Raw genomic sequence first — 19,282 nt, forward strand, 5'->3', positions numbered from 1 at the left:
TGTTAAATCATCCGCGTTTGGGTGGATGAAAGGCATGGCCTTGCTGCGGTATTTTCATAATATTCTGAATGATCATGGTTATGCCCCGCATGGCTTCTGCCTGCTGTGGCAACCGGAACTGATCTGGACGCATGTGATGGCCGATGCGATCACGGCGCTGGCCTATTTCACCATCCCGGTCGCGCTGGTCATGCTGGTGCGCAAGCGCGGCGATATCGCGTTCAGCTGGGTGTTCATCTGCTTTGCGGTGTTCATTCTGGCCTGCGGGGCCACGCATGTCATTTCGATCATCACCCTGTGGCATCCGATTTACGGCATTCAGGCGCTGGTCAAGGCGCTGACCGCCGTGGTTTCGGTGGCAACGGCCGCCGCGCTCTGGCCGCTGATGCCCAAGCTGCTGGCCATTCCATCGCCCGCGCAATTGCGGCTGGCCAATGAGGCGCTGGCCGCGCGGGTCGAGGAGCGCGATGCGGCCATCGAGCAATTGCAGGCCGAAATCGCCGAGCGCCGAAGCATTCAGGCCCAACTGGCCGACCGCAGCCGCGAACTGGACATTGCCCGATCCGTGGCCGAAAGCGCCAGCCAGGCCAAGTCGAATTTTCTGGCCAATATGAGCCATGAATTGCGCACGCCGCTCAATGCCGTGATGGGCTATGCCCAATTGCTGATGCGCGAAAAGGGCATCGAGGAGCGCCACCAGCACGCCGCCCGCACCATCCATGACAGCGGCCAGCATCTGCTCACGCTGATCAATGACATTCTGGATCTGTCGAAAATCGAGGCGGGCAAGCTGGAGCTTTATCCCGCCAGCATCGACCTGCGCGGATTCCTCAATGGGATCGCGGCGATCATGCGCGTGCGGACCGAGGAAAAGGCGCTGGATTTTGCCTGCGATCTGGCCCCCGATCTGCCTGATTTCGTGCTGGCCGATGAAAAGCGGCTGCGTCAGGTGTTGCTCAACCTGCTGGGCAATGCGGTCAAATTCACCGACCGGGGCCGGGTGACGCTGTGCGCCAGCGTACTGATGATCAGCGGCCAGAACGTGCGGCTCAATTTCGCGGTGCGCGACACCGGGGTGGGGATCGCCGCGCAGGATCTGTCCGCGATCTTCATGCCATTTGAACAGGTGGGCGCCAATGACAAGCGTTCGGGCGGCACCGGGCTTGGCCTGTCGATCAGCCGCCAGTTGATCGAATTGATGGATGGCACGCTCAAGGTCGAAAGCGCGGTGGGTGAGGGCAGCCTGTTCTGGTTCGACCTTGATTTGGCCGTGTCGCACCGCCAGGCGGACGGCGGGGTCAATCCGGCCGAATGCACCGGCTATCGCGGCGACCGGCGCCGGGTGCTGATCGTCGATGACATCACCGCCAACCGCGAAGTGCTGGCTGCGCTGCTGGCCGATCTGGGCTTTATCGTTGAACAGGCGCCCAATGCGCAGGATGGGATTGCGCAGGCCATCGCCTCGCCGCCCGATCTGATCCTGATGGACATCCGTATGCCTGGCATGGACGGGCTGGAGGCGATCCACGCGCTGGGGGAACACAAAGGCTTGCGCCATGTCCCGATCATCGCGGTATCCTCTGGCATCTCGCCGCAAAATCAGGCCGCCGCGCTGGCGGCCGGCGCGCGCTCCTTCCTGCCCAAGCCGCTGGACCGGGCCGAGATGATCCGGCTGGTGGGCGAGGCGGTCGGGCTGGAATGGGTGGTCGAACAGGCCGAGGCCAAGGATGATGCCATGACCATTCCCGCGCCCGATGTGCTGGGCGCGCTGTATCAAGCGGTGGAGGCGGGCAATATGCGCGCGGTGCGCGGCGAGGCCGAGAGGATTGCCGCGCTTGATCCGGCCTATCGCGTCTTTGCCGAGATGATCACGCGCATGGCTCGCGCGTTTCAATCGCAGGCCCTGCTCGCAATGGTCGAGGCCAGCATGGAGAAGCGGCCATGAGCGACATGTCGGGCGCTTTCGTTGCCGATGCGGGCGCGCAGGTTCAGACCATTCTGGTGGTGGATGACAATCCCGTCAATCTGGGCGTGGTGGGCGAACATCTGGAGGACAACAACTATAATGTCACCGTCGCGCAGGACGGGATGGAAGGCCTGAAACGTGCCGAACTGGGCCAGCCCGACCTGATCCTGCTGGATGTGATGATGCCGGGCATCGACGGGTTTGAAACCTGCCGGCGACTGAAGGCCAATCCGCTGACCGCCGAAATTCCCGTGATCTTCATGACGGCGCTGACCGATGTGAATGACAAGGTGTCGGCCTTTCAGGCGGGCGGGGTCGATTATATCAGCAAGCCGTTCCAGACCGAGGAAATGCTGGCCCGCGTGCGCACGCATCTGAGCCTTCGCAATGCCCAGAGGAATCTGGCGGCCAGGAATGCCAGGCTCGAAATGGAAATGGCCGCGCGCCATATTGCCGAGGTGAACCTGAAACGCTCCGAGGTCAGCTATCGCCGCCTGTTCGAAACGGCGCCCGATGGGCTGATGCTGGTCGACGCGCAGTCCGGCGAGGTGTTTGACGCGAACCCCGCCGCCATGGATATGTTCAGCCATGACCCGGCCGATGTGCTGGGCAAAACGATCTGGGAACTGGCCGCCGCGGCCCGCATGACTTTTGGCGAGGCGATGCTGCGGGAATCCATGCGCCTTGGCATGGTGAAATATGACGATTGGGAATTGACCGCCGCCAGCGGTGTGGTCACCCATGCCGAAGTGATCGCGCGAACCTATGAAACCGATCAGCGTCAGGTGGTCCTGTTCAATTTCCGCAATATCAACGACCGCAAGGAGGCAGAGGCCCGCATCCGCTATATGGCGCTGCATGATGCGCTGACGGGTCTGCCCAACCGCACGCTGTTGACCGATCGGCTGGGACAGGCCGTTGCGCAGGCCCGGCGCAGCGGTCAGCAGGTCGCCGTGATGATGCTCGATCTGGACCATTTTAAGCATATCAACGATTCGCTGGGCCATCATGTGGGCGATATGCTGTTGCAGACCGTGGCGGACCGGCTGCGCTCCTGCCTGCGCGAATGCGATACGGCGGCGCGGCTGGGGGGCGATGAATTTGTCATCCTGCTGGGCGATGTGGCTCATGCGGGCGATGTCGATGTGGTGGCGGCCAAGGTGCTTCAGGCGCTCAAAAGCGCGTTCCTGATCGAGCAGCACCAGTTGCACATCGGCGGCAGCATTGGCGTCAGCACATTTCCGCAGGACGGCGAGGACCCGGCCAAGCTGCTGCGTTCGGCCGACACCGCCATGTATGACGCCAAGGGCAACGGGCGCGGCATCCACCGCCATTTCACCCCGGCGATGAATGAGGCCACGATGCGTTGGCAGGAATTGGCCAATGATATTCACATGGCCTGCGTCAACGGCGAGTTCACCCTGTATTACCAGCCGCAGGTCGCCCTGGATGGTTACCACGTGACCGGGGTCGAGGCCTTGCTGCGCTGGAACCATCCGGTGCAGGGGCTGGTGCTGCCCTCGGTCTTTGTGCCGCTGCTTGAGGAACTGGGGCTGATCGTCGAGGTGGGCGAATGGGTGCTGGAACAGGCCTGCCGCCAGAATGTGGCTTGGCAGAGGGCGGGGCATCCGCCGATCCGCATGGCGGTCAACCTTTCGGCCCAGCAATTCTATCGCGGCGATATCGTCAGGAGCGTCAGGCGCGCGCTGGAGATTTCGGGCATGGACCCGCAATGGCTCGAACTGGAACTGACCGAGAGCCTGACGCTGGACGATACCGAGGTGACGATCCAGATCATGAATGATCTCAAGACATTGGGCGTAACCCTCTCGCTCGATGATTTCGGCACGGGCTGGTCTTCGTTGTCCTATCTGCGCCGCTTTCCGCTCGACCGGATCAAGATCGACCGCACCTTCATGAGCGAGGTGGCCACCGAGCCCAATGCCGCCGCCGTGGTGCAGGGCATCCTCTCGCTGGCGCAAAATCTGGGACTGGGCTGTGTGGCCGAAGGGGTCGAGAGCCGCGAGCAGCTCGATTATCTCAAGCGCCAGATTTGTTCGGAAATGCAGGGTTTCCTCTTCAGCCGCCCACTGGCGGCCGAGGATGTGGCGCAGGTGTTGTCCCATGCGATCGGCCCGCGCCAGATCGGGGACGGCCGGTCGGACCGCGATTGAGAACCGGGCAGGCGCGCGCCGATTTTGCCCCTCGGGCGCCTTATGATTTCCCCCCGACTGCGTGACTTTACGCAGTCCCTCCCAAAGCAACCATCTACACGCTTTTGATAAACCAACCTGACGCAAGGGCATTCTGGTTGACCCTTGGCAGGGCGGGCTTGGACAATGGCGATTTTGGTAAAGCTGGCACAGGATGTAACGCTGCAGACAATCGGCGCGGCGCATGAGGCGCTGTGCGAGGCCTTTCTGGCCGGACAGGATGTCGATCTGGACGTGGACCGTCTGGAACAGGGCGATCTGGGCGTGGTGCAACTGATCCTTGCCGCACGGGCCGAGGCCGAGGCCAATCATCGCCAGTTTCGCCTGACCGCGCCTGCCAATCCGGTGCTGATCTCGCTGCTGGCCCGCACCGGCCTTTATCCCCAGACCCATGCCGATATCGATTTCTGGTTCCACGGAGTTATCCCCGCATGAGCGCGTCCATTCTTACCGTTGATGATTCCTCCAGCCTGCGCATGGCGGTGCGCATCGCGCTGACGGGGGCGGGCTATACCGTCACCGAGGCGGGCGACGGCATGGAAGGATTGACCAAGGCGGGCGCCCAGCGTTTCGACATGATCATCACCGATCTGAACATGCCGCGCATGGACGGGCTGACCATGATCCGCGAAATCCGCAAGAGCGGCAAGCAGACCGGTGTGCCGATCATCTTTCTGACCACGGAAAGCGATGATGGCGTCAAGGGACAGGCCAAGGCGGCAGGCGCGACGGGCTGGCTGGTCAAACCGTTTAACGCCGATCAACTGGTCAAGATCGCCCGCAAGGTTCTTGGCCGATGAGCGAGGATGATCCGGTAGCCGCCTTTCGGGTGGAGGCAGCAGAACTGCTCGATTCTGTCGAGGCGGCGCTGCTCGATCTGGCCGGGGATTCGACCAATACCGGGCTGGTCGACGAGGTGTTTCGCGGGCTCCACACCCTTAAAGGGTCGGGTGCGATGTTCGGCTTTGAGGCGCTGGCGCGTTTCACCCACCATTGCGAAACTGCCTTTGACCGCGTGCGCAAGGGCCATGCCGAGGCCTCGCAGGCGCTGATCGGCGTGGTCCTCTCGGCGCGCGATCATATGCAGGCGCTGATCGATGTGGGCACGCAGGGCGACCCCATGCTGGAGGTGGCGGGCGAGGCGATCCTCTCCGCGCTGGAAAAGGCGGTTGCCAACAGCGAGGGCGTGGCCGTTCCCCGGCCTGTTCAGGCCGAGCGCAAGGGCTGGCACATTTCCTTCAAGCTGCCCCCCGGCGCGATGGTCAACGGCACCAATCCCTTGCCCTTGCTGGATGAATTGCGCGAGCTTGGCGACTGCCGGATTACGCCGCGCCTTGATGAACTGCCGCCGCTGGCTTCTCTCGTGCCCACCGAATGCTATATCTACTGGGACATCGTGATCGAGGGCGATGTGACCTGCGAGGACATCGAGGATGTCTTCATCTTTGTCATCGACGACATGGATCTGGCGATCACCCCTCTCATCGAGGAGCCCGAAAGCGACGAGCCGGTCGAGGTTCTGCCCGTCGCCACAGTGCTGGCCGCGCCTCAGCCGGTGGCTAAAGCCGCACCGCCCGCGCAGGAAAGCGTGCGCGTGGCCGCCGAACGTCTGGATGAATTGATGAACCGCGTGGGCGAACTGGTGATCGCGCAGAGCCGTCTGGCGCAATTGGCCTCCAGCGTCGGCCCGGTCAACGAACTGACGCTGCGCGCGGTGTCGGAGGATATCGAGCGCCTGTCGGCCGAGTTGCGCGATACGACGATGGCGATGCGGATGATGCCGGTGGGCAATCTGTTCGGCCGTTTCCGCCGCCTTGTCCACGATCTGGCGCGCGAAACGGGCAAGACCATCGAACTGGTCACGCATGGCGAGGCGACCGAGGTCGACAAGACGGTGATCGAGCGTCTGGCCGATCCGATGATCCATCTGATCCGCAATTCCTGCGATCACGGGCTGGAAGCCGCCGATGACCGCGTGGCGGCGGGCAAGCCGGTGACGGGCCGCCTGACATTGTCGGCGCGGCAGGCGGGCGGCGAGGTGCTGATCGCCATCACCGACGATGGAAAGGGCATCGACCGCGAGCGCGTGCGCGCCAAGGCCGAGGCGCAGGGGCTGATCCAGCCGGGCGCGATCCTTGGCGATGGCGAATTGTTCCAGATGATCTTTCATCCCGGATTTTCGACGGCGGCGGCGATCACCAACCTGTCGGGCCGGGGCGTGGGCATGGATGTGGTCAAGCGCAGCATCGAAAGCCTGCGCGGCACGATCGACATCGCCAGCACGCCGGGCATGGGCACGACCATGACGTTGCATCTGCCGCTGACGCTGGCGATCATCGAATGCATGTTGGTACGCGTGGGCGAGGGGAGTTACGCCATCCCGCTGTCCGTGGTGGAGGAATGCATCGAATTGCCCGCCGCCGAGGTGACTTCGACCGCGCGGCGCAATTTCCTCGATGTGCGCGGCGAACTGGTGCCCTATCTGCGCCTGCGCGACACATTCGGCACCGATTATCCGGCGGACCTGTTCCAAAAGGTGGTGATCGTCGGGCAGGGCCGGGGCCGGGTCGGCCTCGTCGTCGATCAGATCATCGGCAACACCCAGACCGTCATCAAATCCCTGTCGCGCTTCCACGCGGGGCAAGGCAGCTTTTCAGGCGCCACGATCCTTGGCGACGGCAATGTCGCGCTGATCCTTGACGTGGGTAATCTGATCGTTGCGGCGCAAAAGAACCAGCGCCTGCTGGGCGAGAGAGCGGGGGAAGTGGCATGAGCATTCCCGAACGTGTTTTGACCTTTGCGCTGGATGGCGAAATCTTTGCCATCGACGCGCAGGCGGTGCGCGAGATCCTTGAAGTGCCCGCGATCACCCGCGTGCCGGGCGCGCCCGGTTTTGCCAGCGGGCTGATCAATGTGCGCGGGGCGATTGTGCCTTTGACCGATCTGGCCGTGGCCTTTGGCATGGCGCACGCCGATCATGGCGAGGACACGCGCGTCATCGTCATCGAGGCCGAGGTTGAGGGCGAGCCCACCACCATCGGTCTGGTCGCGGACAAGGTGCTGGATGTGGCCGCGATGGAGGGCGTGCCGGTGGAGGAGGCGCCGCCTGTGGGCATGCGCTGGCGCGCCGATTTCATCCGCGCCATCGCCCGGCCTCAGGGGCAATTCGTGATCCTGCCCGATCTCGAACTGATCTTTGCCGAAAGTCTGGCGCAATCTGTGCGTGCGGGCGCGGCGCCCTAGGCGGGGCCACTCCGTCCATTCCGATATAAATATCTAGCCCAAAGGTGGCGTGTGATGAATGCAACTATTCGTGCAAAACTGATCGGTGTCTTTGCCGTTCTGATCCTGTTGATGGCGGCCGTGGTGACGGTCGGCGTGATGCGCATGAGCGCGTTGAATGATGCGATTTCCAATGTGATCACCGGCCCGGCCAAGCGTCAGCAGCGGGCGCTGACGCTGGATGGCAAGATCAATTACGTGCTGCGCATGGAAAAGAACATGGCGCTGACCACGGATGACGCGATGACGCGCAAGTTTGACGGCGACCTGTTGAAGGCGCGCAACGAGGCGCAGGCCTTGCTGGCGCAGGGCAGCGCGGGTGCGACGGCCGAAACGCGCCCCCTCTGGGCGCAGCTCCAGACCCGCTGGGCCGATTTCATTCCGGTTGAGGATCAGGTGCGCAGCCTTGGGCTGGCCAACAAGAATGCCGAGGCGGGCGTCGTTTCGATCACCAAATCGCGCGAAATGGCCAATGCCATGAGCTCTGTTCTCGGCCAGTTGGTCGATGCCGCGCAAAGGGACATGGACCGCGCCAATGCCCAAACCGACGAACTGTACAACAGTTCGCGCACGACCCTGCTGATCACCGCCGCTGTGGCGCTGATCGTGGGCATGGCGGGCGCGTTCTGGATTTCGCGGACCGTCACGCATGGGCTGGCGCGGGTGCGGCTGGCGCTGGATGCGGTGGCGCTGGGCGATCTGGATCAGGAGATCGCGGTGACCAGTCAGGACGAGATCCGCGATCTGGTCGACACGGTCAATCGCATGACGGCCAATCTGCGCGATGCGGCCAATCTGGCCGAAAAGATCGCCGGGGGCGATCTGACGGTCAAGCACACCGCGCTGTCCTCTCAGGACAAGCTGGGCCATGCGCTGATCGCGATGACCGACCGTTTGAGCGATGTTGTGGGTGGTGCGCTGTTTGCCGCCAGCAATGTGGCCTCGGGCGCGCAGGAAATGGCATCGGGCGCCGAAACCCTCTCGCAAGGCGCGACCGAACAGGCCGCCAGCACCGAGGAAGCCTCCAGCTCGATCGAGGAAATGGCGGGCAACATCAAGCAGAACGCCGACAATTCGGCCCAGACCGAAAAGATCGCCCGCCAATCGGCCAAGGATGCCGAAGCCAGCGGCGCGGCGGTCAGCAAGGCGGTGGTGGCGATGCAAACCATCGCGGCCAAGATTTCCATCGTGCAGGAAATCGCCCGCCAGACCGATCTTCTGGCGCTCAACGCTGCGGTCGAGGCCGCGCGGGCGGGCGAACATGGGCGCGGCTTTGCGGTCGTTGCCTCCGAAGTGCGCAAACTGGCCGAACGCAGCCAGGAAGCGGCCAGCGAGATCAGCACGCTCTCGGCCGACACGGTCAAGGCGGCGGCCGAAGCGGGCGAGATGCTGACCCGTCTGGTGCCCGATATTCGCCGCACCGCCGAACTGGTGGCCGAAATCAGCGCGGCCTGCCGCGAACAGGATATCGGCTCGGCCCAGATCAACACCGCGATCCAGCAGCTCGACAAGGTGACCCAGCAGAACGCCGGTTCGTCGGAGGAAATCTCGGCCACTGCCGAGGAACTGGCCTCGCAGGCCGAGGAATTGCAGGCGAGCATGGCCTATTTCCGCACCGGCGATCAGGCCCATGCTTCGCCCGCCCACGCCGCGCCCGCCCGCGCCAAACCTGCCCAACCTGCGCGCAAGGCGGCGGCCCGTCCGGCCAAACCCGCGCCGCGCGCCCATTCGCTGGCCCATCAGCAGGAGCGCCTGCGCGGCTTTGCGCTGGACATGGATCAGGGCGGGCCGGACAGCGACGACCTTGATTTCGAGCGCGTGGCGTGACCGCGGCGGGGCCTGTGCAGGCGGTCACCTTCAGCATCGGCGCCGAGGTCTTTGCCGTGCCGGTCGAGCAGGTGCGCGAGATCCTCGATTATCAGGAGACGTTCCGCCTGCCCGGTGCGCCCGAGCATTTTCTGGGGCTGATCGATGTGCGCGGGGTTGGCGTGCCGACCATCGACCTGCGCCTGCGCCTTGGCCTGCCGCGCGCCGAGCCGACGCCTTTGACGCGCATCCTGATCCTTGAGGTCATGCGCGATGGCGAGATCATCCTGCTGGGACTCGTGATCGACCGGGCGTTGGTGGTCAGCGCCTTTGCGCGGGAAAGCATTGAAAAGGCGCCCGACATCGGCATCCGCTGGCGTTCGGACTATATCACCGGGGTGATCCGTCAGGATGGCGGCTTTGTCGTGCTGATCGATATCGCCAAGGTGCTGACCAGTCAGGATGCCGCGATGATCGGCATGTCCTCGGACGAAACGCGGGAACAGGTGCCTTGAGCGGCCCTTCCGACAGAAAGGCGGGCAAGGGATTTGGCGTCGAACCGGCCAAGACCGCGATCGGCGACCGACAGTTCCGCCGCGTGGCCGCCTACATCCAGGCCGAAACCGGCATCAAGATGCCCGTCACCAAGGCCCAGATGATCGAGGGCCGCCTGGTCAGGCGCGTGCGCGAGGGCGGGTTTGAAAGCATGGACGATTATTGCGAGCATATCCTGTCGGGCTATGCCAGCGACGAGGCCGTCGATGATTTCATCAATGCCATCACCACCAACAAGACCGATTTTTTCCGCGAACCGGGTCATTTCGACTATCTGGCCCAACATATCCTGCCCGCATTGCGGGAGCAGCGTTGCCGCCGCATCCGTTGCTGGAGCGCGGCCGCATCCACCGGCATGGAGGCCTATACGCTGGCCATGATGCTGGATGATTTCGTGGCCGAACAACGCGATATGGATTATTTCATTCTGGCCACCGACATTGACACCAATGTTCTGGCTGAGGCGCGGCGGGGCATTTATCCGCATGTCGCTCTGGCCCCGGTGCCTGCGGCCATGCGCGCGCGCTATGTCGTCAATGCCCGCGACCCCCAGCGCAAGGAGGGGCGCATCATCCCCGAATTGCGCCGCAAGGTGGGTTTTGCCCGGCTCAACCTGATGGACAACCATTATCCGGTGGGCGAGCCGATGGATGTCATCTTTTGTCGCAACGTCCTGATCTATTTCGAACGCGATGTTCAGGCCAAGGTGATCGCGCGGCTGTGCGACAATCTGCGCCCCGGAGGCCATCTGATCCTTGGCCATTCGGAATCGATCCACGGGCTCGATCTGCCGCTCATCACCGTGGCCAACACGGTGTTCAAAAAGAAGGGATAGAGGCCATGGCCAAGATCCGAGTGCTGATCGTGGATGATTCGGCCAGCGTGCGCCAGATGATGACGCGCATCCTGTCGGCCGATCCACAGATCGAAGTGATCGCCGCGGCCAGCGACCCCTTTGCAGCGGCGCGCTATATCAAGGAAGAATTGCCCGATGTGGTGACGCTGGATGTGGAAATGCCGCGTATGGACGGCATCACCTTCCTGCGTAAACTGATGAGCCAGTGTCCGTTGCCGGTGGTGATGTGTTCCTCGCTGACCGAGAGCGGGTCCGACACGCTGCTGCAGGCGCTGGAGGCGGGCGCGGTGGATGTGATCCTGAAGCCTCAGGCGGGCGTGGCCGATTTTCTGGCCGAGCAGCATCAGCGGATCTGCGACGTGGTCAAGGGAGCGGCCCGCGCCCGCGTGCGCGCCCGCACCGAGCGCAAGCCGGTCATGCCGCAGAAAAAGCTGACCGCCGACGCCGTGCTGCCTCCACCCGGATCGCGCGCGATGAGCCGGACCACCGAACAGATCGTCTGCATCGGCGCCTCGACCGGGGGCACCGAGGCGCTGCGCGAGGTGTTGGAGGCTTTGCCCGCCAATGCGCCCGGCATCGTCATTGTCCAGCATATGCCCGAGCATTTCACCCGCTCCTTTGCCCAGCGCCTCAACGATCTGTGCGAGGTCGATGTGAAGGAGGCCGAGGATGGCGACACGGTGATGCGCGGCCATGTCCTGATCGCGCCGGGCGGGCGCCACACGCTGCTGACGCGGCAGGGCGCACGCTATACCGTCAGCGTGCGCGATGGGCCGCTGGTCTCGCGCCATCGTCCTTCGGTCGATGTGCTGTTCCGTTCGGCCGCGCAATCGGCGGGGGGCAATGCGGTGGGCGTGATCCTGACCGGGATGGGCGATGATGGGGCGCAGGGGATGCTGGAAATGAAGCAGGCCGGCGCGCGCACCATCGCCCAGGACGAGGCGACCAGCGTGGTCTTCGGCATGCCCAAGGAAGCCATCGCGCGCGGCGCGGTCGATCGTATCGTGCCGCTGGGCAATGTGGCGCGCGAATTGCTCCACGCCGCGGCAAAGTGAAGGTATTGCCATGAAACACGCCCGCTTCACGCTGGTTGAGAACAACCCCGCCCCGGCCTCTGGCCAGACCGCCGATGCGCAGGCGGGCATGGCCGATATTGTCGCCAGCCTTGATTCCCGCTTCATCCCGGCGGGCGAAACGCTGGCGCGGCTGGTCGAGGCGATGGGGGCGGTCCTGTCGGGCCTCGACATGATGAGCCGCGTGCTGGGCGAGGATTCGGGCGAGGACAGTGAGGCCGCCGAGGCGCTGCTCTGCGCCGCCCGGCAATTGCGCGAGGCCCCCGCGCGGCAGGCCGAAAGGTCGCGTCAGGTCACCGCTCTGGCCGCCGTGATGCAGCAATTGGGCACCCATTCGGCGGAAATCGCGCGCATATTGACCGTGCTGGAATTCTATACGGTCAATCTGAAGATCGCGGCGGCGGGTGCCGATGAATTTGTCGAATTTGCCAATGATATGAGCGTGAAGCTGAAATCGGGCAGCCGCGAGGTCGAGGCATTCAACAACCAGATCAAGCTGATGCAGTCCAGTCTGGCCGATATGCGGCGGGTGGACGATGTGCTGGCGCGCGAATGTTCGCGCGTGATCCCGCAGGTGCCCGACCGGCTGGTGCGCGAGGTTGATCAATTGCGCTCGCGCCAGATGTGGCTGGCGCAGGTGGCCGCCTTTTCGCGCGACATTATCCTGCGCCTGCAATCGCGGGTGGGCGATGCGCTGGGGGCGATGCAAATCGGCGATATCACCCGCCAAAGGCTGGAGCATGTGCTGGACGGTTGCCGTGCGCTGGAACAGGTGCTGGCCGATCCGGCCGCGCTCGATGCTGCCGGAACGCGCGGCCATATGCTGCGCCTCTATGGCGACCAACTGGGCGATCTGGCCGGGGACTTCATCGCCCAGACCGGCGATCTGCTCGACGCGCTGGGGGCGCTGGGGCCCGATTGCGCGGAATTGCTGAGCCATGGCCACCGCGATGACATGATGCAGCAAAACGGCCATTTTCTGCGCGATCTGGGCGATTGCATCGCGGGCGCCCGTGGCATGACCAGCCAGTTGCAGCGCGCCAATGAAAAGGCCGTCGAGATCGCCGATGTCGTGGTGCAGGTGGTCCATGCCCTGCGCCAGCGGGTGCAGACGATCGAGAGCCTGCGTTTCGATGTCGATTACATGGCGATCAATGTGAACATCCGCGCTCGCCGGGATGCCCAGATCGGGCGGCCTGTCGCGGTGATCGCCGATGAAATCCGCATCTGCTCCCAGCAACTGGCCGAGCTGATCCTGGGCATTGCCAAGGTGGCCGATGATCTGGGCGTTCGCAGCGAGGCCTTTGAAATCGGCCATGAGGCCGGTGCGCAATCGGGCGTGGACACGATGCTGACCAATGCGCTCTCGATCATCCAGCAGGGCGCGGGCCAGAGCGAGGAGGCAATGTCCGAGGTCGATCGGCGCGCCCAGGGCATTGCGGGCATGATCGATGTGGCCTGCGACGAATTGTCGATCTGCGGCGAATTGTCGGAAAGCCTGCGCGCGATGACGGACAGTTTCGCCGTGCTGGCCGGGGCGGATCAGGCCGACCCGGATGCCGCATCCCCGCATCCCGCCGCCGCGCTGATGGAGGATCTGGCTCGCCGCTATACGATGAGCAGCGAGCGGCGGGTGCATGACCGCCATCTGTTGCCCGGCATGGCGCCGTTGACGGGGGCTTCAACGGGCCATGCCGGGACTGCGGGCGCCATCAGTCCGCCGCCGGATGATGATGACGCCCTGTTCGATGACGCGCTGTTTTAGGCCGCTCCTCCCAGCGCGCGGACAAGAGCGATGCTGGTCTGCACCCTTTGGGTGGCGACCTGCGCGGCGCGGCGGCGGGCGGCCAGTTCGGCGGTCTCGGCCGTCACCACGTCGAGCAGCGTGTTCGCGCCCTTGATATAGAGTTCATAGGACAGTTTGGACGCCTTGCCCGCCGCGTCGGCGGCGCGGTTTTGCGCGGCGCTTTCCTGCTGCAACTGGTCCATCGAGGTCAGACCGTCCTCGACCTCGCGCATGGCCTGAAGCACGCTGCCGCGATAATTGGCGGCGGCGGCATCCCAATCGGCGCGGGCGGATTCGATGCGGGCCTTGATCCGGCCGCCGTCAAAGATCGGCAGCGAGAATTGCGGCCCCAGCGCCCAGAAAGCATTGGGCGCTGAAATCAGGCTGGACACGGCCATGCTCTGAAAACCGCCATTGCCGCCCAGTGAGATCTGGGGGAAACGCGCGGCGCGGGCCACGCCGATGGCACGATTGGCGGCATACATCCGCCTTTCGGCCGCAGCGATATCGGGCCTGCGTTGCAGCAAGGCGGCGGGCAGGGCCGTCGGCGCGCCGATCACCGAGAGCGGATGGTCGAGCGTGTCGATCTTTTCCTCGCCCGCCGGAATGCCCGCCAGCGTGGCCACCGCATGGGCCAGCACGGCGCGCTGGGCGCGCACCTGCGCCAATTGCGCCTGCGCATCGGCCAATTGCGCATCGGCGCGGCCCACATCGATGCCGGTGGCAATGCCGCCGTCATAGCGGTGATGCGTCACATCATCGGCGCGCTGATAGGCGCCCACGGCGTCCGACAGGATCGCGATTTCCAGATCGGCCCCGCGCATCGCCGCCCATGTGCTGGCCAGATCGGCCTGAAGGGCAAGGCGCAGCGCGGCGGCGTCTTCGGCGCTGGCTTGCGCATTGGCGCGCGCGGCCTTCACGCTGTCGCGCACCCGGCCCCACAGGTCCAGCTCATAGCTGATGCCTGCGCCCACCGTATCGGCCTCGTAATAGGCGGGCTGGGTTCCGCCGCGTAACGGACGGTCGTCCGATTGCCGGTTGCGGGAGAGGGTGCCGCTCGATTCCACATCGGGCATCGTGGCCGCCTTGCTCTGGCGCAGCGCGGCCATGGCCAGACGATGCTTGGCAAGGATGACGGCAAGGCTGGGATTGTCCTGCTCCAGCCGGTCCTCCATCGCGTCCAGACCGGGATCCCCCAGCGCGCGCCACCATGTCTTGTCCACCTGCGGCGCGGCGGGCTGGGCCTCGCCCCATACCTTGTCAGCATCGGCGAATTTGGCGGGCAGGGGGGTGACAGGCGGATGATAGGCGGGGGCCTGACTGCATGCCGCCGCCAGCAGGGGCAGCAGCCCGATCCAGCGCTTGTTATTGCGCAACATGCACGCTTTCCCCTTCCAGCAGCGAATCGGGCGGGCTGTCGATCACCTTTTCGCCCGGCTTCAGGCCCGAGCTGATCTCGACCGAATTGCCCTGATCCTGCGCGATGGTGACGGTGGCGAAATGGACATGGCCCGATGCGTCCACGGTGGCCACCTTGACCCCGCCGCCGCGCAGGATCAGCGCGCTCGACGGCACATTTAGGCGTCCGGCAGGCACCGGCACATCGAAATGCACCTGCGCAAAACCGCCGGGGCGCAGCGCGCCATCGGCATTGTCCATCACCAATTGCACCTGAAGCGCGCCGGTCTGCGGATTGATCGCGCCCGATTGATCGACCAGCTTTGCCTCAAAATTGCGCCCCGGCCAGGCGGGCGCGGTCAGCCGCGCCGACAGGCCCGGATGCATCAGCGGCGCATATTGCTGCGGCACGCTGACATAGACGCGCAGCCGGTGGCCGTCGGCCATGGCGAACATCGGGTTCTGATTGGTTGCCCCCGGCCCGACCAGATCGCCGATGTCGGCATTGCGCAGTGTCACGGTTCCGGCAAAAGGCGCGCGGATCGTGGCATAGGCCTTCATGGCCAGCAACCGGCCCAGATTGGCCTGCGCCTCGGCCACGGCGGCGACATGGGTGGCGGCATTGGCGTTCTTTTCATCGGTCTCCTGCTGCGAAACCGAATGGGATTTGAGAAGGTCGGTCCAGCGGGCCGCCGTGGTGCGCGCCAGCGTGGCCTCGGCCTTGACGCGGACAAGCGTGGCGCGGGCCTGAATGATCTGCTGGTCCAGTTCGGGCGTGTCGATGGCGCCCAGCGGCGCACCGGCGGCCACATGCGCGCCGATATCGGCATACCATGCGCGCACATAGCCGGGCACGCGGGCGAACAGGCGCGCCGATGTCCATGCCTCGATCGTGCCGGGCTGGACCAGCTCGTCGCTGGCCCCGCTGGGCTTGGGGGTGATCAGGCGCACGGTGGGCGTGCTTTGCGTGTCGGCCCATTCATGCGCCTCGGCATTTTCATGCATGCGCCAATAGGTGCCGGCGAGCACCACGGCGATCGCGACGATGCCGGCCGCGATGCCCGCCGACCGCAGGCCCCGGGGGGGGGGAGGGGTGGCCTGCGTTGAGGAAAAATCAGTCATTGTGGGAAAGCTCCTTCTGATCGCCGCGATGGATCAGGCTGAACACCACAGGCACGAAAACCAGCGTGGCCATGGTGGCAAAGATAAGACCGCCGATGACGGCGCGGCCAAGCGGGGCGTTCTGTTCGCCCCCTTCGCCCATGCCCAGCGCCATCGGGCCCATGCCGATGATCATCGCCAGCGCCGTCATCAGAACGGGACGGAAACGGGTGGAACCGGCCTCGAGCGCGGCCTGAAGCGCATCGCCGCAGGCCGCCAGCCTTTCGCGGGCAAAGCTGACCACCAGCACTGAGTTGGCCGTGGCCACGCCCATGCAAAGGATCGCGCCTGTCAGCGCAGGCACCGAAAGCGTGGTGCCCGTGGCAAACAGGATCCAGGCGATCCCCGCCAGCGCCGCGGGCAAGGCCGAGACGATGGCGGCCGGATCGGCCCAGCTCTGGAAATTGACCACGATCAGCAGGTAGATCAGCACGATAGCACCCGCCAGACCGGCAATCAGGCCGACAAAGGCGGTGTTCATCGTCTGGGTCTGGCCGCGCAGCGTGACCTTGGCGCCCTTGGGCAGATCGCCTTTGGTGGCATCCAGGATCTTCTGGATATCGGCCGAAACCGCGCCCAGATCGCGCCCTTGCGTGGCGGCATAGATGTCGAAGGCGGGCTGGACGGCATAGTGGGAAATCACCGCCGCGCTGGGGCCGCGCTTCAGCGTGCCCAGCGCGGAAAGCGTCTGGAACGCACCGGTGCTGCCGCTGACGGGGGTGTTTTGCAGCGCGGCGATACTGTCGGTGTGCCACAGCGGCGCCTGAACCACGATGGGGTAGGACACGCCGTTCTTGGGGTTGAGCCAGAAGGTTGGCGCAATCTGGCTGGACCCCGACAGGCCCACCGAGAGCGAACGCGTCACATCGTTTTCGGTGATGCCCAGACGGTCTGCCTGCGCACGGTCGATATCGACGCCGATCTGGGGATAGTTCGACGCCTGTTGCAGGCGAACGTCCACCACGCCGCCCAGCCGCTCCATCCGCCCCGCCACCATATGGGCATAGGCTTCATTGGCCTTGGCGTCGGGGCCGGTGATCATCACGTCGATGGGGGCGGGCGCGCCAAAGTTCAGAATCTGGCTGACGATATCAACCGGCAGGAACGAGAACACCGTGCCCGGAAATGCGCGGGGCAGATCGGCGCGCAGCTTGCGCAGATACTCGTCGGTGGGGGCGTGATCCTCCTTCAGCGAGATCAGGATGTCGCCATCCTGCGGGCCGATGCCGCCGGTGTTCGAATAGGCGCGGTTGATGCCCGAAACCGGCGGGCCGATATTGTCGGTCACGCTGGCGATCTCGCCCTTGGGCAGATCGGCGCGCACGCGGGCCTCAATGCGGTCGAATTGCGCGGCGGCCTCTTCGATACGGGTGCCGACCGGCGCGCGGACGTGGATGCCGATCTGCCCGGTGTCGACCGAGGGGAAGAAATTGCGCCCCAGAAACGGCACCAGCGCCAGCGAAAGCGCAACGATGACGGCAAAGCCGATCACCACCTGCTTGCGCCGGGCCAGCGCCAGGCTGAGCGCGCCGACATACCAGCTGCGCGCCTTTTCGAAGCGGACTTCGAAACCATGCTGGAAACGGCGCAGGGGGTTGTGTGTCTGGGGGTGGCCCACGGTGGCGTCATGCTCGCGCATCTGTTCGCCGATATGTTCGGGGGCATGGGCGCGCAGCAGGAAATTGCCCATGGTGGGCACCAGCGTGCGGCTGAGGATGAAGGAGGCGATCATGGCGAAGACCACCGCCTTGGCCATGGGGGCAAAGAGAAAGCCCGCCACGCCCGGCAGAAAGAACATCGGCACAAAGGCGATGCAGATGCACAGCAGGCTGACCAGCGCGGGCTGAACGATCTGCTGCGCGCCGTCCAGGATCGCGTCCTGCACGCCCTTGCCCTGTTCAAGATGCCAGTTGATGTTCTCGATGGTGACGGTGGCATCGTCCACCAGAATGCCCACCGCCAGCGACAAGCCGCCCAGCGTCATGATGTTGAGCGTCTCGCCGCTGACCGCAAGGCCCATCACGGCGGCCAGCACCGCCAGCGGAATCGAGGCCGCAATGATGACCGTCGAACGCCACGAACCAAGGAAGAGCAGGATCATCAGGCTGGTCAGCACAGCGGCGATCACGCCTTCGCGGATCACGCCCGAAACCGCGCCTTTCACAAAGATCGACTGGTCGGCCAGATAGGAGATCTTGAGATCGGAAGGCAGCGTCACGGCCAGTTGCGGCACGATCTGCTTAACCCCGTCTACGATCGCCACCGTCGAGGCAGACCCCGCCTTGAGGATCGTCATCAGCACCGCGCGGGTGCCGTCGACGCGCACGATATTCTGCTGGGGCGGCGAACCGTCATGCACATGGGCCACATCGCCGATGGTGATCGTCGTGCCGCCCACCGTGCGGATGGGCAGCTTGTTGAGATCGTCGATGGCGCTGGGACTGTTGTTGAGATGGACGTTATATTCATAGGTGCCGATGCGCGCCGATCCGGGCGGCACGATCTGGTTCTGCGCGGCAAGCGCCGAGCCGACATCGGTGGCCGACAGGTGGTGGGCCTGAAGCGCGGCGGGATCGATGTCGATCTGGATCTGACGTTCGCGCCCGCCATAGGGGGTGGGGACGGCGGCGCCTTCGACCTGGGCCAGACCGGGGCGAATGGCGTTGATGCCGTAGTCGAACACTTTCTGTTCGCCCAGCGAAGGCGAGGACAGCGCCAATTGCAGGATCGGCACGGTAGAGGCGTTGTAATTCATCACCAGCGGCGGGGTCATGCCCGGCGGCATCTGTTTCAGCACGGTCTGCGAAATCGCGGTCACCTGCGCGGTGGCGGTGCGGATGTCGACGCCGGGGTGAAAGAAGATCTTGACCACGCCCACGCCCGCATAGGACTGGCTTTCAACGTGGTCGATATCGTTGACGGTGGTGGAAAGCTGGCGCTCGTAATAATAGACCACGCGCCCGGCCATGTCTTCGGGCGGCAGACCCTTGTAGGTCCACACCGCCGCGATGACCGGCATCTTGATATCGGGGAAAATATCGGTGGGCGAACGCAGCCAGGCGATGGAGCCGCCCAGCACGATGAGAATGGCCATGACCACGAATGTGTATGGTTTGCCAAGCGCGATTTTGACGAGTTGGAGCATGAATACCCGATCTTGACGACGCGGTAGGAGGATGCGCCGGT

Annotated in this window: 14 protein-coding genes; 11 read left to right on the forward strand and 3 right to left on the reverse strand. The window is 64.5% G+C overall.

The genetic code is table 11. The features are described 5' to 3' along the window. Positions 1-34: 34 nt before the first annotated feature. From FHW92_RS06635 to FHW92_RS06685, 11 genes are all read left to right on the forward strand, one after another. Positions 35-1,945, forward strand: coding sequence for an ATP-binding protein (locus tag FHW92_RS06635; RefSeq protein ID WP_168602468.1), 1,911 nt, complete (start codon positions 35-37; stop codon positions 1,943-1,945). Further along, a complete protein-coding gene (locus tag FHW92_RS06640; RefSeq protein ID WP_168602469.1) occupies positions 1,942-4,140 on the forward strand; it encodes an EAL domain-containing protein in 2,199 nt (732 codons plus the stop codon). The genes FHW92_RS06635 and FHW92_RS06640 overlap by 4 nt, the downstream gene beginning before the upstream one ends. A gap of 165 nt (positions 4,141-4,305) precedes the next feature. After that, a complete protein-coding gene (locus FHW92_RS06645; RefSeq protein ID WP_168602470.1) occupies positions 4,306-4,614 on the forward strand; it encodes an STAS domain-containing protein in 309 nt (102 codons plus the stop codon). Next, entirely contained in the window at positions 4,611-4,979 is a 369-nt protein-coding gene (locus FHW92_RS06650) for a response regulator (RefSeq protein ID WP_168602471.1), read from the forward strand. Before FHW92_RS06645 ends, FHW92_RS06650 begins: the two co-directional genes overlap by 4 nt. Beyond that, on the forward strand, positions 4,976-6,952 hold the full coding sequence (locus FHW92_RS06655) for a chemotaxis protein CheA (protein WP_168602472.1): 1,977 nt from the start codon (positions 4,976-4,978) through the stop codon (positions 6,950-6,952). Before FHW92_RS06650 ends, FHW92_RS06655 begins: the two co-directional genes overlap by 4 nt. Next, positions 6,949-7,422: a chemotaxis protein CheW gene (locus FHW92_RS06660; protein ID WP_168602473.1), complete on the forward strand. Its 474-nt coding sequence runs from the start codon at positions 6,949-6,951 to the stop codon at positions 7,420-7,422. Before FHW92_RS06655 ends, FHW92_RS06660 begins: the two co-directional genes overlap by 4 nt. Positions 7,423-7,476: 54 nt before the next feature. Continuing rightward, positions 7,477-9,288 carry a methyl-accepting chemotaxis protein gene (locus FHW92_RS06665; protein WP_168602474.1) on the forward strand — a complete coding sequence of 604 codons (1,812 nt, stop codon included), beginning with the start codon at positions 7,477-7,479 and terminating at the stop codon, positions 9,286-9,288. Next, complete coding sequence (locus FHW92_RS06670) at positions 9,285-9,782, forward strand: chemotaxis protein CheW (protein WP_168602475.1); 498 nt, start codon at positions 9,285-9,287, stop codon at positions 9,780-9,782. The genes FHW92_RS06665 and FHW92_RS06670 overlap by 4 nt, the downstream gene beginning before the upstream one ends. After that, a complete protein-coding gene (locus FHW92_RS06675) occupies positions 9,779-10,657 on the forward strand; it encodes a CheR family methyltransferase (protein WP_282599683.1) in 879 nt (292 codons plus the stop codon). The genes FHW92_RS06670 and FHW92_RS06675 overlap by 4 nt, the downstream gene beginning before the upstream one ends. Before the next feature lie 5 nt (positions 10,658-10,662). Continuing rightward, complete coding sequence (locus FHW92_RS06680; protein ID WP_168602476.1) at positions 10,663-11,733, forward strand: chemotaxis response regulator protein-glutamate methylesterase; 1,071 nt, start codon at positions 10,663-10,665, stop codon at positions 11,731-11,733. Positions 11,734-11,743: 10 nt separating this feature from the next. After that, positions 11,744-13,516 carry a chemotaxis protein gene (locus tag FHW92_RS06685; RefSeq protein WP_168602477.1) on the forward strand — a complete coding sequence of 591 codons (1,773 nt, stop codon included), beginning with the start codon at positions 11,744-11,746 and terminating at the stop codon, positions 13,514-13,516. Here FHW92_RS06685 and FHW92_RS06690 read toward each other — a convergent pair. Genes FHW92_RS06690 through FHW92_RS06700 form a run of 3 tightly spaced genes read right to left on the reverse strand, consistent with a single transcriptional unit; the run spans position 13,513 to position 19,241 of the window. Then, positions 13,513-14,916: an efflux transporter outer membrane subunit gene (locus FHW92_RS06690; protein ID WP_168602478.1), complete on the reverse strand. Its 1,404-nt coding sequence runs from the start codon at positions 14,914-14,916 to the stop codon at positions 13,513-13,515. The two genes, FHW92_RS06685 and FHW92_RS06690, sit on opposite strands and share 4 nt — an antisense overlap. Then, positions 14,903-16,057 (reverse strand): efflux RND transporter periplasmic adaptor subunit, encoded by a 1,155-nt coding sequence (locus tag FHW92_RS06695; RefSeq protein ID WP_168602479.1) that lies wholly within the window; start codon positions 16,055-16,057, stop codon positions 14,903-14,905. The genes FHW92_RS06690 and FHW92_RS06695 overlap by 14 nt, the downstream gene beginning before the upstream one ends. Further along, a complete protein-coding gene (locus tag FHW92_RS06700; protein WP_168602480.1) occupies positions 16,050-19,241 on the reverse strand; it encodes an efflux RND transporter permease subunit in 3,192 nt (1,063 codons plus the stop codon). Before FHW92_RS06700 ends, FHW92_RS06695 begins: the two co-directional genes overlap by 8 nt. Positions 19,242-19,282: the final 41 nt, after the last annotated feature.

It is taken from the genome of Novosphingobium sp. SG707 (genome assembly GCF_012275515.1).
Classification (GTDB): Bacteria; Pseudomonadota; Alphaproteobacteria; order Sphingomonadales; family Sphingomonadaceae; genus Novosphingobium.

Bases quoted from the DNA above. Each gene is read 5' to 3' on its own strand.
- FHW92_RS06635 (WP_168602468.1), top strand. From the start codon at position 35: ATGGCCTTGCTGCGGTATTTTCATAATATTCTGAATGATCATGGTTAT.
- FHW92_RS06640 (WP_168602469.1), top strand. From the start codon at position 1,942: ATGAGCGACATGTCGGGCGCTTTCGTTGCCGATGCGGGCGCGCAGGTT.
- FHW92_RS06645 (WP_168602470.1), top strand. From the start codon at position 4,306: ATGGCGATTTTGGTAAAGCTGGCACAGGATGTAACGCTGCAGACAATC.
- FHW92_RS06650 (WP_168602471.1), top strand. From the start codon at position 4,611: ATGAGCGCGTCCATTCTTACCGTTGATGATTCCTCCAGCCTGCGCATG.
- FHW92_RS06655 (WP_168602472.1), top strand. From the start codon at position 4,976: ATGAGCGAGGATGATCCGGTAGCCGCCTTTCGGGTGGAGGCAGCAGAA.
- FHW92_RS06660 (WP_168602473.1), top strand. From the start codon at position 6,949: ATGAGCATTCCCGAACGTGTTTTGACCTTTGCGCTGGATGGCGAAATC.
- FHW92_RS06665 (WP_168602474.1), top strand. From the start codon at position 7,477: ATGAATGCAACTATTCGTGCAAAACTGATCGGTGTCTTTGCCGTTCTG.
- FHW92_RS06680 (WP_168602476.1), top strand. From the start codon at position 10,663: ATGGCCAAGATCCGAGTGCTGATCGTGGATGATTCGGCCAGCGTGCGC.
- FHW92_RS06685 (WP_168602477.1), top strand. From the start codon at position 11,744: ATGAAACACGCCCGCTTCACGCTGGTTGAGAACAACCCCGCCCCGGCC.
- FHW92_RS06690 (WP_168602478.1), bottom strand. From the start codon at position 14,916: ATGTTGCGCAATAACAAGCGCTGGATCGGGCTGCTGCCCCTGCTGGCG.
- FHW92_RS06695 (WP_168602479.1), bottom strand. From the start codon at position 16,057: ATGACTGATTTTTCCTCAACGCAGGCCACCCCTCCCCCCCCCCGGGGC.
- FHW92_RS06700 (WP_168602480.1), bottom strand. From the start codon at position 19,241: ATGCTCCAACTCGTCAAAATCGCGCTTGGCAAACCATACACATTCGTG.